Here is a 15,541-nt window from a genome sequence, read left to right on the forward strand (position 1 = left end):
ATATTCAATTTCTTCCGTAAAAATTCAAACCACTATTCTCTTATTCATTTAGAGAATAGTGGTTTATTATAATTCCATTTAAGCATGTACAGCATGCCCTACTGCTTGCGATAGCGCTTCATGAATCGCTTCAGATAAAGTCGGATGCGCTGCAATATAATCTCTCATAATATCGGCAGTAACTTCCGTATGAATCATTACAGTTCCTTGACCAATTAGTTCGGTTGCACGTGGACCGATAATAGAAATCCCAACAATTTCTTGATATTTAGGTTCCACAATAACTTTTACTTTCCCCGTTTGTTCTCCAATAATAAGCGCTTTTCCGTTCGCTGTAAAAGGAAATTCTCCAATTTGTATGTCACCGTACTGCTCTTTTGCATCTTTTTCTGTTAGACCAACGCTAGCAATTTCTGGAGCGGTATACATACAACGAGGTACAGCATGATAGTTAACTTTTACATCTTCTCCGCTCGCGTGTAATGCTGCCGTCGTTCCTTCATGGAAGGCAACGTGAGCAAGCTGGATGCCACCAATTACATCACCAGCTGCGTAAATATGTGATACATTGGTTTGCATATGTTCATTTACAGAAATTCCTTTATTTGAATATTGAATGCCTGCTTTTTCTAAATCTAATTGTTGTATACGTGGTTTTCGGCCGACTGAAACGAGAACAAATTCTGGATTAACTTCTTGGATACTTCCTTCATATTCAAATAATGCCTGCTTCTTATAACTATTTAATCCTTTTAAAGCTGCCCCTGTACATATTTTTACGCCATCAGTTTCTAGTTTTCCTCTTAAAATATGTGCGATATCTTCATCTTCACCAGGTAATAATTGTGGTGCCATTTCAATAATTGTAACTTTTGTTCCAAGACGACTATAAATACTTGCAAACTCGCACCCTATTACACCACCGCCAACGATTAATAATGATTTCGGTATATGATCTATGGACATTGCATGGCTACTATTTAAAACCCACTTTCCATCAAATGGAGCAAAGGGTAATTCAGTCGGTTCTGAACCTGCCGCTATAATGAACTGTTCTCCATCTACTACATCTTCTTTATCACCGTATGTAACTCGCACACGATGATCCGTTTCGAATTTCGCTTTTCCTTTTACAACTTTAATTTTATTTTTCTTCATTAAATATTGTATTCCTTGGACGAGTTGCATTACGATTTGTGATTTCCTTGCCTGTATTTGATCCCAATCAATTGATATACTTCCTGTATTAAGCGTAACCCCATAATCATTCGCTTTTCTCACAATGTCATGCACTTCTGCACTTTCTAACAATGATTTCGTCGGCATACACCCAACATTCAAACACGTTCCGCCAAGGTCAGCTTCATCAATAAGAGTGACCTCTTTTCCATTTTGAGCCGCGGTAATTGCCGCTACATATCCAGCTGGTCCGCCTCCAATTACAACTAATTTACTCATTCTCTCACCTTCTCTTTATAAAAGAATTGTTATAGGTTCTTCTAAATAATATTTAATTGTGCGTAAAAATGCAGCTGCTGGTGCACCGTCTAGTACACGATGATCGAATGTTAAACTTAAAGGTAACATACTACCTTTTTTTAATTTTTTCCCTTTATATACAGGAACATGTTCAATTGCGCCAATACCTAAAATACCAGTCTCAGGTGTATTTAATACAGGTGTGAAATATTCAATACCAAAGCTACCTAAATTACTAATTGTAAATGTCGTTCCGTGCATATCATCACTACTTAAGCTACCTGCTCGCGCCTTTTGTGCCATATCCTTAATCTCTTTAGACAACTCTACTAAAGATAAATTATTTGCAAAGCGAATAGCTGGAACGACTAATCCTTTTTCTAATGCGACTGCTATGCCTAAATTCACATGTTCAAATTGATGAATTGCATCATCTATATAAGCGCTGTTCATTTCTTTATGCTCTCCAAGTGCTAATACAACAGCACGCGAGACGAAATGCGTAATGGTTAATTTATTATCGTATCTTTTTTGTACAACTTCCGCTATTTCTTTATGTAAAGCAGCTAAATCTGTTACATCTACTTTCATCGTTAACGTTAATTGTGCGCTATTTTGTAAGCTTGCGTGCATACGATTTGCGATTGCTTTACGCATACCAGTAACAGGAATGGCTTTACTTTCTTCTTTTTCAGATATTTCCGGGACGATTCCTCTTACCTCAAGTGTTTTTAATACATCTGCCTTTGTAATTCTTCTGCCAGGACCTGTACCAACTAATGCCTTGATATCCAGATTTTCAGACTTTGCAATTTTTTTCGCTACAGGTGAAATTTTAATTCTTTGCTTCGATACTTCTTTCCCATTTGGTTCTTGATTTTGTACATTTTGTACTTCTATATTAGATGTTTTTTCTTCTACAACATGTGTGCTTTCCTGCATTTCTACTTTTTCATTCGGTTTACCGATGTAGCAAATTACAGTACCAGGCGGCACTCCTTCATCTTCACTTACAGCTATATCAAGTACCGTACCATCAACTGGCGCTTCAATTTCCGTTTCAATTTTTTCTGAATTAATACTAGCAATCAGTTCTCCTTTTGCTACATTATCGCCTGCTTTAATATTCCAGCTCGTAATAATACCTTCTTTCATCGCCATACCTAACTTCGGCATTACAACTTCTACAGCCATGTTTCTCTCTCCCTTCACATCGTTTTATTACACATGTAATAAAGATTGGTCTCCAATCATTTCTGATACAGTTTCAATTACTTTTTCTGGCGTTGGCAAATACAATTTTTCAAGTGGTGGTGAAAACGGAACCGGCGTATGTGGTGCTGTAATTCGTTTAATGGGTGCATCTAACAAATCAAAACCTTTATCCGCTACAATTGCCGCAATATCTGTTGCGATACTACATCTTGGATTCGCTTCGTCAATAACGATAAGACGATTTGTTTTTTCAACAGATGATAAAATCGTATCTTCATCAAGCGGTGATAAAGATCGTGGATCGATTACTTCTACTTCAAGCCCCTTTTTCGATAATTGCTTTGCAGCTGCAAGCGCTGTATGAACTTGCTTTCCGATTGCGACAATTGTTACATCAGAACCTTCCCGTTTAATATCTGCTTTTCCTAATGGAATTGTATAGTATCCTTCTGGCACTTCACCTTTCATATTGTAAAGTGTTTTATCCTCAAAGAAGATTACTGGATCATCATCTTCAATTGCTGCTAATAATAAGCCTTTTGCATCATACGGCGTGGAAGGAACAACAACTTTAATACCTGGTATGCTCGTAAATAATGCGTACAAACTTTGTGAATGCTGAGCTGCTGCACTAAAACCAGCGCCATGCATCGTACGTACTGTAACGGGTACTTTTGCTTTACCTCCAAACATATAACGGAATTTCGCACCTTGGTTTAATACTTGGTCAAGACAACTACCGATAAAATCATTAAACATTAACTCAGCTATCGGACGTAACCCAGTTGCAGCAGCTGCCATCGCAGCTCCCATATAACCTGCTTCAGAAATTGGTGTATCTAAAATACGATTCCGGCCAAATTCTTGTACTAGCCCTTTTGTAACACCAAGAACACCACCCCAAGCTTCATCATCTTGCAGATGATCAACTTGTGCACCGCCTGCAACGTCTTCACCTATTAAAATTACATTTTCATCACGACGCATTGAGATTTTCATTGCTTCATTAATTGCAGTTGACATACTTACTGTTCTAGTCATATTTTTTCACCCTCCTCTTATTTGTAAGAAACGTATACATCTTTTAATAATTCTTCATCGTCTGGGTATGGACTATTTTCACTAAATTCAATGGATCTTTGTACTGCATCATCTACTGCTTTTTCCATATCAACAAGTTCAGATTCCGTTAATAAACCCTCATGAATTAAATGCTTACGGAAATTCACAATCGCATCTTTTTCATTTAAATGTTCTTCTTTTTCTTCTGATGTTTTATATGTTTGCGCTTCACCTTCAAAATGACCGTAATTACGATATGTCATACATTCAATAATTGTTGGACCATCACCATTACGCGCACGTTCCACTGCTTCTGCAGCAGCTTTATATACAGCTAGAAGATCTTTTCCATCTACTTGAACGCCTGGAATATTATAAGCTTTTGCACGATCCGCAATAGAATCACAACTTGAAGCATATTCAAAGGTAGTTGCTTCACCGTAACCGTTATTTTCTGCAATAAAAATAACTGGTAACTTCCAAATCGCCGCTAAATTAACCCCTTCATGGAATGTTCCTTCATTATTTGCTCCGTCACCGAAGAAGCAAACACTTACATCTTTCGTTCCTTTATATTTAGCTGTCAATGCTGAACCGCAAGCAAGTGGGAAACCCCCGCCTACAATGCCGTTAGCACCAAGCATTCCTTTATCTAAATCCGCAATATGCATGGAACCGCCTTTACCTTTACATAATCCTGTCGCTTTCCCGAAAAGTTCAGCCATCATACCATTTAAATCACAACCTTTTGCGATACAATGTCCATGACCTCTATGTGTACTTGTAATACTGTCACTATCCGTTAAGTGGGCACATACACCAACTGCTACCGCTTCTTCACCTGCGTATAAATGAACGAAACCTGGCAAAACGCCTTGCGCGAACAATTCATGCACCTTATCTTCAAACTTACGAATCTCTAACATTTTTTCGTACATCCAACGAGCTTGTTCTTTCGTAATTTCATTCCCTTTACTTTCAGTTGTTTTTAACATGTCCAGCCCTCCTATTTTCTTGTTCGTCTTTTATATTGCAAGTACCGTGCCAAATTCTAATCCTTGCTTTAATAGGTTTTCTCTTTTCTTTCATAATAAAAAAGTGGACAAAATGAGACATTTGTCTCGTTTTGTCCACTTTTGTTCACCTAATTTGAGAACTATTATCTTATTCATTATCAAAGCTCTGCTGTAATTTTCGGATGTAAATAATTTGCCCAATATGATATGCATTATGAGTTGTTACATTCGCTAACACTTCCCACCACTTTGCAGAAACAGGAAGTCCTACTACATCACTTTCAACCTTTTCTTCATTTATAAGATTTTGCCATTGTAACAGTTTTTCTAGTAGTTTTTCCCGTAATTCATCGAAAGTTTGATTATTTGAAAGCATAAAACTTTTGTTATTATCACCAATAGCGGGCACAGCATTCACATTCGATTCTTTATATCTAGTTTGCCACGTAGAATTCCAATACAATAAATGTTGTACAATTTCAGCTATACTGTTACTCTCTTCATTCGGTTTCCAGAAAGCTTCCCTCTCAGATAGATCTTTCACTGCATCTGAAAATGGGATATACCAACTAGGATCGTTTGCATTCGCCAACAATTGATCTGCTAATACATCCTTCACATGGACCATTTTTCTTCCCTCATTTCATTATCATATTAATATACACTACTCTATATACGCTCATTCCCTATAATCCCCTTTTTTACATACAAATTGATTTCATACTGAATGTAAGAATAATAGATTTTCTTATCATAACTCGTTATGATAAAAGAAAAAGAAAGCTGGCGGAAAATGAATAAAAAAATCGCAATAATTACAGGAGCCTCAAGTGGATTTGGACTATTAACTACACTCGAACTCGCAAAAAAAGATTATTTAGTTATCGCTACAATGCGGAACCTTGAAAAACAAGTGAACTTACTATCTCAAGCTACTCAACTCAACTTACAACAAAACATAAAAATTCAACAATTAGATGTAACCGATCAAAACTCTATACATAACTTCCAATTATTTTTAAAAGAAATACAAAAAGTAGACCTACTTGTTAATAATGCAGGATATGCAAATGGCGGCTTTGTAGAAGAAATTCCAGTAGAGGAATACCGTAAACAATTTGAAACGAACCTATTTGGAGCTATATCAATTACCCAGCTTGTCTTACCGTATATGAGAAAACAAAGAAGTGGAAAAATCATTAATATAAGCAGCATTAGCGGCCAAGTTGGATTCCCTGGTTTATCTCCTTATGTATCTTCAAAATATGCATTAGAAGGCTGGAGTGAATCGCTTCGCTTAGAAGTAAAACCTTTCGGAATAGATGTTGCTTTAATTGAACCAGGTTCTTATAACACAAACATATGGGAGGTTGGGAAACAACTAGCTGAAAACCAATCTGATACAACATCTCCTTACAAAGAGTATATGGATAAAATACAAAAACATATTAATAGCGGTAGTGATACATTTGGTAATCCGATAGATGTTGCTAATAAAATTGTAGAAATTGCTGAATCTAAGCGTACAAATTTACGATATCCAATCGGTAAAGGTGTGAAATTTATGATCTTTGCGAAGAAGATTCTTCCTTGGAGATTGTGGGAATATCTTGTTTTGAGGAGCTTTAAGAAAATGTAATAAACTTTTTTGAAAGGGATGCTAATTAAATGTTAGGTTTACCGTATGGGAAAGTATTTTTAGTGCCGTGGACTGAAGAATGGGAAATTGAGTTTATGAAAGAGAAACAACTCATTGAGGAACAAATTGGCGAACATATTTTAGCGATACACCATATTGGTAGTACTTCTATTCCATATTTAAGTGCAAAGCCAATTATTGATATAGCAATTGAATTAGAAAATTATACGGACGGTATACATTGTATTAAAAAGTTAGAACTACTAAACTATAAATATAGAAAAGAAGTATTACCCGAAAGATACTATTTTAATAAAGGTGAACCAAGAACTCATCAAATTCATATGTATGAACAAGGGAATACATATTTAATAGAACAATTACAATTTCGTGATTACTTAATAGACAATAAAACTGCACGGATGCAGTATGAACAGTTAAAGATTCAACTTTCACAAGCTAATCCTACTGATAAACATAAGTATGCAGAGGATAAAACTAATTTCATTACATCTATATTAACTAAAATAAATGCTTAAATAAACAAGAAACCATTTAGTAGTAAATGGTTTCTTGTTTATTAGTTATTTCATTTAATTACTTGAAATAAATTGGACTATATTACGGTTATCCTCTTCTAAATAGCTTATGATGCCTTCAGGATATGTCGGCTTCTCCTGTAATTCCTCTAGACTTTTCCAAATTAATATAATATCCTCATGCTCTTTATGCCTTATTTCATTTGTAATGATTTTTTCAACAGTCCCCCAATGTATCAATGTACAATGATGACCTTTTTCGTTGTCCCACTCAAAAATGTGTTCATTTACAATTGCTAACTCTTGAACATCAACTTTCAAATCGTATTCTTCTATTAACTCTCGAATTATTGCTTCTTTTGACGTTTCACCAAATTCAATAGAGCCACCTGGAAAACGATAAAATGATTCATTTTCATCGCATTGTACAAGTACTTTAGAATGATCTTCATTTAAAATCATTGCTTCAGCACGTAATTTAGGATTTTTCATTTTGTCTCCCCATTCATTCCACATATGATTAAATCCAATAGGTATAAAAGAAAAAATTAAGAATAATTCCTGTTATTACTAATAGCGGAACCGTTCCTAAAGAAATGACATATTCCCTCGATTCTTTATCAAATTTCCACTCCATAAATGATTGAAAGCAGTATAAAGTTATTAAAAACAAAATGGGTAAATTACTAATATAAACGGGATTTAAAGTAGCACATATCATCGTAAAAATTATATAAGAAATAATAAGAGCCCTAGTGCCCCATTTATGAAAGTTGTTTACATATTTACTATTCCAGTCTGTTTGTTTCGGTATATTTTGTTTTTTCCTCACTACTTTTTCAAAAACAACTAAGGATATAATCCATACTATTAATAAAATTCCTTTAACCCAAAACAGTGATGTTTCCTCCTTTACCTTTTCTCCGGCTGATCACTCGGATACGTAGCATTCCTTTTATTTTCTACGTCCCAACTAATAATTGTCGCACTATCACGTCCCAACTGATGATGCACGTGTTCTAAAACATTGTGAATATTTTCTTTAAGTGTTTTATCATTTCTGTTCATAGCATTATACAAATTTACAGGTATTTCATATCGGCGTTCCCCGCATTCTAATACTCCATCTGTCACCATTACAATTCGGGTCTTTCCAGTACGTAATTCACGAATACCTGATGAATAGCAAGGAACAGGTAAATCAAATGTGTTTACATTTCCAATCCATTCGTAAAAATGACGTTGATTTAATGCATATTGTCCTAACTTATGTAACTCTTCATGAAATACATACACTAAACAATCACCGATAGAAAGCCACCATATATAATTTTCTTTCCTTACACATAGTAAGCAAGCTGTTTCACCTTTAATTTTTTTGCACTTTTCCTTAAATGAAGATGACTGAAAAATTGTAAGTATATGATTTTCAACAGACTGAAATACTGAATTAATTGGTTCATTCAAAATTACTTTTATATTTTCATATTCTTTTTGGATTGTATTTACTACTAACTCAACACTTTCTGCACTATTATGTCCATCTAGAATAGCTGCAAATTCCCATTCACCATTTGACCAAACTAATGCACCATCTTCATTCTTTTTCGCTCCAGCACTTTTATTCCCGCCATATTTACCAAGTACAATATCACCATATTGTTTAACTGAAATTTCTCCTAAACACATTTCTATATTTCCAACCCATGAATATTCTGTATTATTTGTTGTATGCATACTCATTTACCATATACTTTCGTATTCTTTCACATAGTTTTTTTATTTTCTCTTCGTCACCATATGGTGCGCCAGTCCATTTCGCTACTTCAGTCGGTGACCAAAACTCTTTTGGTGTATTCGGATAACGCGGAATAATGTGCATATGCATATGTGGTACACCATTTCCTGAAACAAAAGTGTAAATATGTTCTGCTCCCTCACTTTCTTTTAACGCTTTACTTACTCTACTTGTTATAAGTCCGAACGCTTTCGCTTCTTCATCTGTTAATTCAGCAAGGTCAGGTACATGTCTTTTTATATCTATCATTACATAACCCAGGTATGTTTCTTCACTATCCCAGTGGACATGTCCAACGTAAACGAGTTCATCTTCGTAAATAGCTCCACCTGGAACTATAATATTTCCTATATGTTTTTTGCAAATGAAACAGTTTTGTTCTATTTGATTGTTTGTTGACATATCCATCACCTTCCTTTTCATATATAATATCACAATAAAAGGAAAAACAGGTTTCGTATTCCGAATTTTCATTCTTTTGATACAACAATTTTTGAAATGAATTTACATCTCATTATTTCTTCAAAAACGCAATCCCAATTATAATCCCAATCACAATTCCGATTACTAAATTATTTGTAAAGTGCCCTTGAAATACACCAATTACAACTCCTATACCGACACCTATTGCCAAAGCATCATTCCTTTTTTTATTTTTAGCCAAAATTACATCTCCTCCCATCATTTCTCCCTAAATAACATACATTTACTTGAATGTATTAATATACGCACTATCTCGCTTAAATATTTCCAAAAAATGTACTGTAACTTCACATATAATATTTTCCATTTTCTGTACATACTCCTTTTATATTGGAAAATTTTCAAGTAACTATTAATTATACATAGGCATTTACTATAAGAAAGCTTCGTAATTTATTGAAGGAGGAACGATTCAAATGTATCCTCATTGGAATCCAAATATAAATCAACAGTATGTTTATTCCCCTCATCCCGCAAGGAATACATTGCATCATGATTCACAATATATGATGCAGCGTATTGCAAGTCTTGAAAATCAATTAACTAAATTAATCTCATTAATCGAGGAAAATAATCAATTAATTAAATCAATGGAACAACAAAAAAACCAAGTTTGTGCACCAGCTGGAGGTTCTGTTATCGTTCGTATGTGATCTGGATGCAATAAAAAACACACTTTGTATTATAAAAGTGTGTTTTTTATTCATTATTTTCTTTTCGTATGGAACCCTTGTGTAATTCGATCTAATATAATTGCGATTACTACGATAGCTAATCCAGCTTCAAATCCCATTCCGATATTAACTTGTGTTACAGAGCGATATACATCAACTCCAAGTCCTGGAGCTCCTACAAGTGATGCTGTTACAACCATCGATAACGAAAGCATAATGCTTTGGTTCACACCAGCCATAATCGTTCCGGTTGCAAGTGGTAATTGTACTTTAAATAGTTTTTGTGATGCCGTGGATCCAAACGCATTCGCTGCTTCAATTAAATCTTCTGGAACTTGTCTAATTCCTAAGTCAGTAAAACGAATTGTCGGTGGCATTGCAAAGATTACTGATGCAATAATTCCAGGTACTACACCTACTCCGAAAAATGTAATCGCTGGAATAAGGTATACGAATGCAGGCATTGTTTGCATAAAATCTAATGTTGGTTTTAAAAATTTTGAGAAACGTTCATTTTGAGATGCTAATATACCAATTGGAATTCCGACAATAATTGAAATAATAACAGACGTAAGTACGAGTGCTAATGTTTGCATCGTCTGTGCCCAGTAGTTAATATTTAAAATAAATAATAAACCGATCAGTGTAAAAATAATTAAAGATACCTTTCTCGTTGTGTACCAAATGAGGAAACAAAGGATGATAATCATCAATATGGCCGGTATTATTGTTAAAAAATTAGTGAGTAAATCAACGAATCCGCCGATAATATAAGAGAATCCTCGGAATAAGCCTTCAAGGTGCTCATATAAACTTGCAACAAATGAGTCGACCCATTCCCCTAATGGAATCCGCGGTATACTATTCATCGTCTTTCACCTCTTCCTCAATGTTTCCTGCAAGAGCTTGAATGACACTTTCACGTTTAATAATTCCTCTTAGCCTTTTCTTCTCATCGATTACTGGTAACGGATATTTCATCTCTGCCATTTTTGCATATGTCTCTTCCAGTAAAGTATCCAAATACACATGCGGAATATCATTAAGTAATAAATCAGCAATCGGCCACTGTTTTTGTACTGCTTTACTCGCATCATCCGCAGTTAATATACCTAAAAACTCATACTTTTTGTTTACAACATATACAGTTGAGACACCTGCATTCCTCATAATTTGAAGGGCTACACGAGGTCCACGATCAATTAATAAAGTTTCTGGTCGTTTTAAAATAGACTCAGCCGTAATTACTTTTCCTAAATTCACGTCCGCAACAAACTTTTCTACAAATTCATTAGCGGGGCTCATCATAATTTCTTCTGGTGTTCCAATTTGGACAATTTCTCCATCTTTCATTAATGCGATACGATCTCCAATTCGAAGCGCTTCATCTAAATCATGCGTAATAAATATAATCGTTTTTTCCATTTTATCTTGTAACTCTAACAATTCATCTTGCATTTCTTTTCGAATAAGTGGATCTAATGCACTGAATGACTCGTCCATTAGTAATACATCTGGATTATTCGTTAGTGCCCTTGCGATTCCAACGCGCTGCTGCATACCACCACTAAGTTGACTTGGGTAATTATCTTTATGATGATCGAGTCCTACTAACTGTAGCGATTCTAACGCTTTTTTCTCTCGCTCTTCAACCGGAACTCCTTGAATCTCTAAACCATATGCAACATTTTGTATAACTGTACGATGCGGAAATAGAGCGAATTTCTGAAATACCATACTCATTTTCGTTCTTCTTACTCTCCGTAACTCTTCTTTTCCCATCGTTGCGATGTCTTCACCATCTATGTATATATGACCTGCAGTTGGTTTAATCAATTGATTTAACATACGAACTAGCGTAGATTTCCCGCTACCAGACAAACCCATAATAACGAAAATCTCTCCAGAGTAAACTTCAAACGTTGCTTTTTTCACCCCAACGTTCATTCCTGTCTCTTTTAAAATTTCCGATTTACTTTTTCCTTCTTTTAATAAGGAAAGGGCTCTTTGCGGATGTTTCCCGAATACTTTTGTTACGTTTTCAACACGCACCTTTGTATTATCCATGTCACTACTCCTTTTCTACCCATCTATTCACATAGTGTTGCGATTTTACAAAGAAATATTACATAAAAATGACATTCATAAGATTTCTTTAAAATTCTCGTTTCCGTTCATAATAAGAATGCTTACTTATACATTTATTTTATAAGGCAAACGTTACTTAGGAGGTTTTCGATGCGAAAGAAAATTTGGTTTATATGCCTTGCATTATTTATTACTATGATTTTCACTTCATGTAATGCAACAAATGCAAATTCGAAAGGAAAAATTAAACTTGGTGTAACAAGTTGGAAAGAAAATATTGCAACCGCAAACATGTGGAAAGTTTTATTAGAAGAAAAAGGCTACAAAGTTGAACTTATGTATTTAGAAAAAGCCGCAATTTGGACTGGTGTCGCTCGCGGTGATGTTGATGCTAATTTAGAAGTGTGGCTACCCGTTACGGATAAACCGCTAAACGATCGTTATAAAGATGATATTGTTTTAAAATCAAAATGGTATGAAGGTACTGGTCTTGGCCTAGTCGTCCCTTCTTATATGAAAAACATTAACAGTATCGAAGATGTAAATGCACATAAAGGTGAGCTAGATAACAAAATTGTCGGAATCGAACCCGGTAGTAGTCTTATGAATTTAACGAACAAAGCAATGAAGGAATATGATATTAAACTAAAACTTGTCCAATCTTCTGAGGCTGCGATGATGAGTGAATTAAAGAAAGCATATACGAAAAAGAAACCAATCGCTGTTACGCTTTGGAATCCACATTGGGGCTTTTCGGAATTTGACTTGAAATATTTAAAAGACCCTAAGAAAGTATATGGTGAAAAAGATGACATTTATTACTCTGTTCGTAAAGGTTTCGAAAAAGATCATCCGGATATCATAAAATACTTTGACAAATGGAAAATGAACGATGAACAGCTTGGTACATTAATGGTCGAGTTAAATAAAACGAAAGATCCTGAAGACGCGGCGCGAAAATGGATTAAGAAGAATCAAGCGCTAGTTGATGAATGGGTAAAAGATTAATAAAATAGGCTAGAGGGTTAGCATATCCTCTAGCCTGTTTTTAACTTATTTTTTCGTAACAACGTCATCTACTATCCCATATGCCTTCGCTTCTTCTGCAGTCATAAAATAATCTCTTTCTGTATCATGTGCTACTCTTTCAATCGGTTGCCCCGTTTTTTCTGCAATCATTTTATTAATATCATGCTTTAACTTTAATATTCTTTTCGCAGTTATTTCAATTTCTGTTGCTTGCCCTTGTGCACCACCAAGCGGCTGATGAATCATAATTTCACTGTTAGGGAGCGCAAACCGTTTTCCTTTTGCTCCTGATAATAATAACAATGCACCGAATGATGCCGCAAAGCCCATGCATAGCGTTTGCACATCTGGTTTAATTAAATTCATCGTATCTAATATTGCAAAACCTGCTGTCGTTGAACCGCCAGGGCTATTGATGTATAAGAATATATCTTTTTCTGCATCTTCTGCTTCTAAAAATAATAATTGCGCTACGACACTACTCGCTACTTGATCATTAATTTCTGAGCCGATAATAATAATGCGGTCTTTCAATAACCTTGAATATATATCATAGGAACGTTCTCCTAATTTTGTTTGTTCTACTACATATGGAATTGCATTCATTTTAAATCCCTCCAATACTTGTTATGCTGCGTAAAGCATATAACTGTAGGAAGAAGGGTTTTTCACATTAAATAATAAGACTGGCTGTTTAGATGGTAACTTAGTAAAATCTATTGTCGGAAGAAGCTTCGTTAATAATTCTGGTCTTTCCTCACGAATAGATGTTACAACAACTTCAATATCCTCTGTGAATTCGACTATCTCAATCCCTTCTTCACTTACAGTTTTCAGCCTATTTCTACTCCGAAATAAAGAAGCCTTTACTGCACCTTCTGATACAGAACACACTTTAGCAATATCAGCGATACTATATTGAAAAACATCTTTTAATAATAAAATTGCGGATTGCTGTACATTTAATGAAGATAATACTTTCCCTACCATTTCATGCAAATCTGCAATGTTCTCATGTGGTTCTTCAAAAGTAATTTGTTCCTTTATTTTTTCATGAACTGATTTTGATTTCATCTGGTCTATCCAACGATTTCGAGCTATTTTATATACAAGCGTCATACAAATATCTTTATTACTATATTTTTGAAGAACTTTACAAATTGTTTCTTGGGCAAGATCTTCGCCGTCCCATTTGTTTTTCGTTAAAAATGTACAATACCTTTTCAACTCTCCATATTGCTCAATTAAAAAGTCTATATTTGAATGATTCATATCGATATGATTCTTTAAAACATGAGTTACTTTTGTGCACAAAATAACCACTCCTTTTCAGCGCTTACTTAATAAACGATTCAACATAAAAAAAAGTTACGGGGATATAAAAAAATAATGTTTATGTTCAATAATTCGCGGTCATAAATATGTTATGTACAATTTTACGTGAGGAGGAACAAATTTGCCAAAATTAACAATTGAAGGTGCGGGAACTTTTGATGTGAAAGAAGGAACAAAGTTAGTATTAGCAATTGAAGATAGCGGTGTCAACATTCTTCATCGTTGCGGCGGGAATGCACGTTGCACAACTTGTAGAGTAGAAATACTAGCAGGTGATTTCTGTGAAGCAAGTGCGAATGAGAAACATGCAATGACGGAAAAAGGGATTGAAGATCATTTACGATTATCTTGTCAAATGCGCGTACATAAAGATATAGTCGTTCGTCCGGTACTTACAGTTGAAAATTCAGGTCTTGATGCCGGGCCGCGTCCGGCGGAATAAAGAGATGAATTTAAAACAGCTCGCTGGCGAATATGCCGCTAACTTTGTAAATGATGGCATGAAGATTGGGCTTGGTACAGGTTCTACTGTATATTGGACAATACAAAAATTAGGTGAGCGTGTAAAAGAAGGATTATCATTTCAAGCTGTACCAACATCAAAGGAAACTGAAGCATTAGCACATCAACTAAATATCCCCCTACTTTCGTTAAACGACGTACAAAGTCTTGATCTTACAATTGATGGAGCGGATGAAATTGATTCAAATTTACAGCTTATAAAAGGCGGTGGCGGTGCATTACTTCGTGAAAAAATCGTTGCCTCTTCCTCTAAAGAACTAATTATCATTGCTGATGAATCGAAACTTGTAACACATTTAGGTAATTTTCCATTACCTGTTGAAATCATCCCTTTTTCATGGAAACAAACCGAAAATAAAATTCAGTCTTTAGGGTGTCAAACAACGTTACGTTTAAAAAATAATGAAACCTATATAACCGATAACAATAACATGATTATCGATTGTATATTCCCTAATCATATTTCTAATCCTGCCCATTTACACACCCAATTAAAAATGATTACTGGTGTAGTTGAAACAGGGTTGTTTATAAGTATGACGAGTACAGCAATTATTGGCACTAAAAATGGGATAAAGAAATTGTAATAAAAGCTAACTTTTTAAAGTTGGCTTTTTAGTATGTTCTTCTTCTCTTAATAGTGCTTTATTATGATATACTAG

20 protein-coding genes are annotated in these 15,541 nt (G+C 34.8%); 6 read left to right on the forward strand and 14 right to left on the reverse strand.

All coding sequences use genetic code 11. The annotated features are described in order from the left end of the window. Window positions 1–78 precede the first annotated feature (78 nt). From lpdA to BAQ53_RS13040, 5 genes are all read right to left on the reverse strand, one after another. Window positions 79–1,458, reverse strand: coding sequence for a dihydrolipoyl dehydrogenase (gene lpdA, locus BAQ53_RS13020; RefSeq protein WP_208905398.1), 1,380 nt, complete (start codon window positions 1,456–1,458; stop codon window positions 79–81). Window positions 1,459–1,473: 15 nt separating this feature from the next. Then, on the reverse strand, window positions 1,474–2,673 hold the full coding sequence (locus BAQ53_RS13025) for a dihydrolipoamide acetyltransferase family protein (protein ID WP_208905399.1): 1,200 nt from the start codon (window positions 2,671–2,673) through the stop codon (window positions 1,474–1,476). 27 nt (window positions 2,674–2,700) lie between these two features. Then, window positions 2,701–3,735 (reverse strand): acetoin:2,6-dichlorophenolindophenol oxidoreductase subunit beta, encoded by a 1,035-nt coding sequence (gene acoB, locus BAQ53_RS13030; protein ID WP_000198898.1) that lies wholly within the window; start codon window positions 3,733–3,735, stop codon window positions 2,701–2,703. 17 nt (window positions 3,736–3,752) lie between these two features. After that, window positions 3,753–4,751, reverse strand: a complete 999-nt coding sequence (acoA, locus tag BAQ53_RS13035; protein WP_000921275.1) for an acetoin:2,6-dichlorophenolindophenol oxidoreductase subunit alpha — start codon at window positions 4,749–4,751, stop codon at window positions 3,753–3,755. Between the two features lie 169 nt (window positions 4,752–4,920). Continuing rightward, on the reverse strand, window positions 4,921–5,400 hold the full coding sequence (locus BAQ53_RS13040) for a DinB family protein (protein WP_000233784.1): 480 nt from the start codon (window positions 5,398–5,400) through the stop codon (window positions 4,921–4,923). Between the two features lie 165 nt (window positions 5,401–5,565). On the opposite strand from BAQ53_RS13040, the gene BAQ53_RS13045 reads away from it, so the two are divergent. After that, on the forward strand, window positions 5,566–6,411 hold the full coding sequence (locus BAQ53_RS13045; protein WP_208905400.1) for an oxidoreductase: 846 nt from the start codon (window positions 5,566–5,568) through the stop codon (window positions 6,409–6,411). 29 nt (window positions 6,412–6,440) lie between these two features. Further along, window positions 6,441–6,950, forward strand: a complete 510-nt coding sequence (locus tag BAQ53_RS13050) for a GrpB family protein (RefSeq protein ID WP_000901213.1) — start codon at window positions 6,441–6,443, stop codon at window positions 6,948–6,950. 54 nt (window positions 6,951–7,004) lie between these two features. Here the strand turns inward: BAQ53_RS13050 and BAQ53_RS13055 are convergent, their stop codons facing one another. From BAQ53_RS13055 to BAQ53_RS13075, 5 genes are all read right to left on the reverse strand, one after another. Then, window positions 7,005–7,442: an NUDIX domain-containing protein gene (locus BAQ53_RS13055; RefSeq protein ID WP_208905401.1), complete on the reverse strand. Its 438-nt coding sequence runs from the start codon at window positions 7,440–7,442 to the stop codon at window positions 7,005–7,007. Between the two features lie 28 nt (window positions 7,443–7,470). Beyond that, window positions 7,471–7,809, reverse strand: a complete 339-nt coding sequence (locus BAQ53_RS13060; protein WP_208906950.1) for a DUF4181 domain-containing protein — start codon at window positions 7,807–7,809, stop codon at window positions 7,471–7,473. A gap of 53 nt (window positions 7,810–7,862) precedes the next feature. Further along, window positions 7,863–8,687 carry a PP2C family serine/threonine-protein phosphatase gene (locus BAQ53_RS13065; RefSeq protein ID WP_208905402.1) on the reverse strand — a complete coding sequence of 275 codons (825 nt, stop codon included), beginning with the start codon at window positions 8,685–8,687 and terminating at the stop codon, window positions 7,863–7,865. Then, window positions 8,671–9,171 carry an HIT family protein gene (locus BAQ53_RS13070; RefSeq protein WP_208905403.1) on the reverse strand — a complete coding sequence of 167 codons (501 nt, stop codon included), beginning with the start codon at window positions 9,169–9,171 and terminating at the stop codon, window positions 8,671–8,673. Before BAQ53_RS13070 ends, BAQ53_RS13065 begins: the two co-directional genes overlap by 17 nt. Window positions 9,172–9,262: 91 nt before the next feature. Beyond that, window positions 9,263–9,430, reverse strand: a complete 168-nt coding sequence (locus BAQ53_RS13075) for a glycine zipper domain-containing protein (RefSeq protein WP_000508470.1) — start codon at window positions 9,428–9,430, stop codon at window positions 9,263–9,265. Between the two features lie 217 nt (window positions 9,431–9,647). On the opposite strand from BAQ53_RS13075, the gene BAQ53_RS13080 reads away from it, so the two are divergent. Then, complete coding sequence (locus BAQ53_RS13080) at window positions 9,648–9,884, forward strand: hypothetical protein (RefSeq protein ID WP_000283222.1); 237 nt, start codon at window positions 9,648–9,650, stop codon at window positions 9,882–9,884. A gap of 53 nt (window positions 9,885–9,937) precedes the next feature. On the opposite strand, the gene BAQ53_RS13085 is transcribed toward BAQ53_RS13080, so the two are convergent. Further along, window positions 9,938–10,774, reverse strand: coding sequence for an ABC transporter permease (locus tag BAQ53_RS13085; protein WP_001084769.1), 837 nt, complete (start codon window positions 10,772–10,774; stop codon window positions 9,938–9,940). Beyond that, window positions 10,767–11,972 (reverse strand): quaternary amine ABC transporter ATP-binding protein, encoded by a 1,206-nt coding sequence (locus BAQ53_RS13090; protein WP_000370606.1) that lies wholly within the window; start codon window positions 11,970–11,972, stop codon window positions 10,767–10,769. The genes BAQ53_RS13085 and BAQ53_RS13090 overlap by 8 nt, the downstream gene beginning before the upstream one ends. A gap of 171 nt (window positions 11,973–12,143) precedes the next feature. Here BAQ53_RS13090 and BAQ53_RS13095 point away from each other — a divergent pair, with 171 nt between their 5' ends. Further along, window positions 12,144–13,001, forward strand: a complete 858-nt coding sequence (locus tag BAQ53_RS13095) for a glycine betaine ABC transporter substrate-binding protein (protein ID WP_089148763.1) — start codon at window positions 12,144–12,146, stop codon at window positions 12,999–13,001. Window positions 13,002–13,046: 45 nt separating this feature from the next. Here BAQ53_RS13095 and clpP read toward each other — a convergent pair whose 3' ends face one another. Both clpP and BAQ53_RS13105 read right to left on the reverse strand, forming a co-directional pair. Next, complete coding sequence (gene clpP / locus BAQ53_RS13100; protein WP_000991610.1) at window positions 13,047–13,628, reverse strand: ATP-dependent Clp endopeptidase proteolytic subunit ClpP; 582 nt, start codon at window positions 13,626–13,628, stop codon at window positions 13,047–13,049. A gap of 21 nt (window positions 13,629–13,649) precedes the next feature. After that, window positions 13,650–14,336, reverse strand: a complete 687-nt coding sequence (locus BAQ53_RS13105; protein WP_000337504.1) for an RNA polymerase subunit sigma-70 — start codon at window positions 14,334–14,336, stop codon at window positions 13,650–13,652. 142 nt (window positions 14,337–14,478) lie between these two features. Here BAQ53_RS13105 and BAQ53_RS13110 point away from each other — a divergent pair, with 142 nt between their 5' ends. Both BAQ53_RS13110 and rpiA read left to right on the forward strand, forming a co-directional pair. Then, window positions 14,479–14,799 (forward strand): 2Fe-2S iron-sulfur cluster-binding protein, encoded by a 321-nt coding sequence (locus BAQ53_RS13110; protein WP_001125388.1) that lies wholly within the window; start codon window positions 14,479–14,481, stop codon window positions 14,797–14,799. A 4-nt stretch (window positions 14,800–14,803) separates the two neighbouring features. After that, entirely contained in the window at window positions 14,804–15,466 is a 663-nt protein-coding gene (gene rpiA / locus BAQ53_RS13115) for a ribose 5-phosphate isomerase A (protein WP_001049985.1), read from the forward strand. The last annotated feature ends 75 nt before the right edge of the window (window positions 15,467–15,541 follow it).

It is taken from the genome of Bacillus sp. B25(2016b) (assembly GCF_001679765.1).
In the GTDB taxonomy this organism is placed as follows: Bacteria; Bacillota; Bacilli; order Bacillales; family Bacillaceae_G; genus Bacillus_A; species Bacillus_A thuringiensis_K.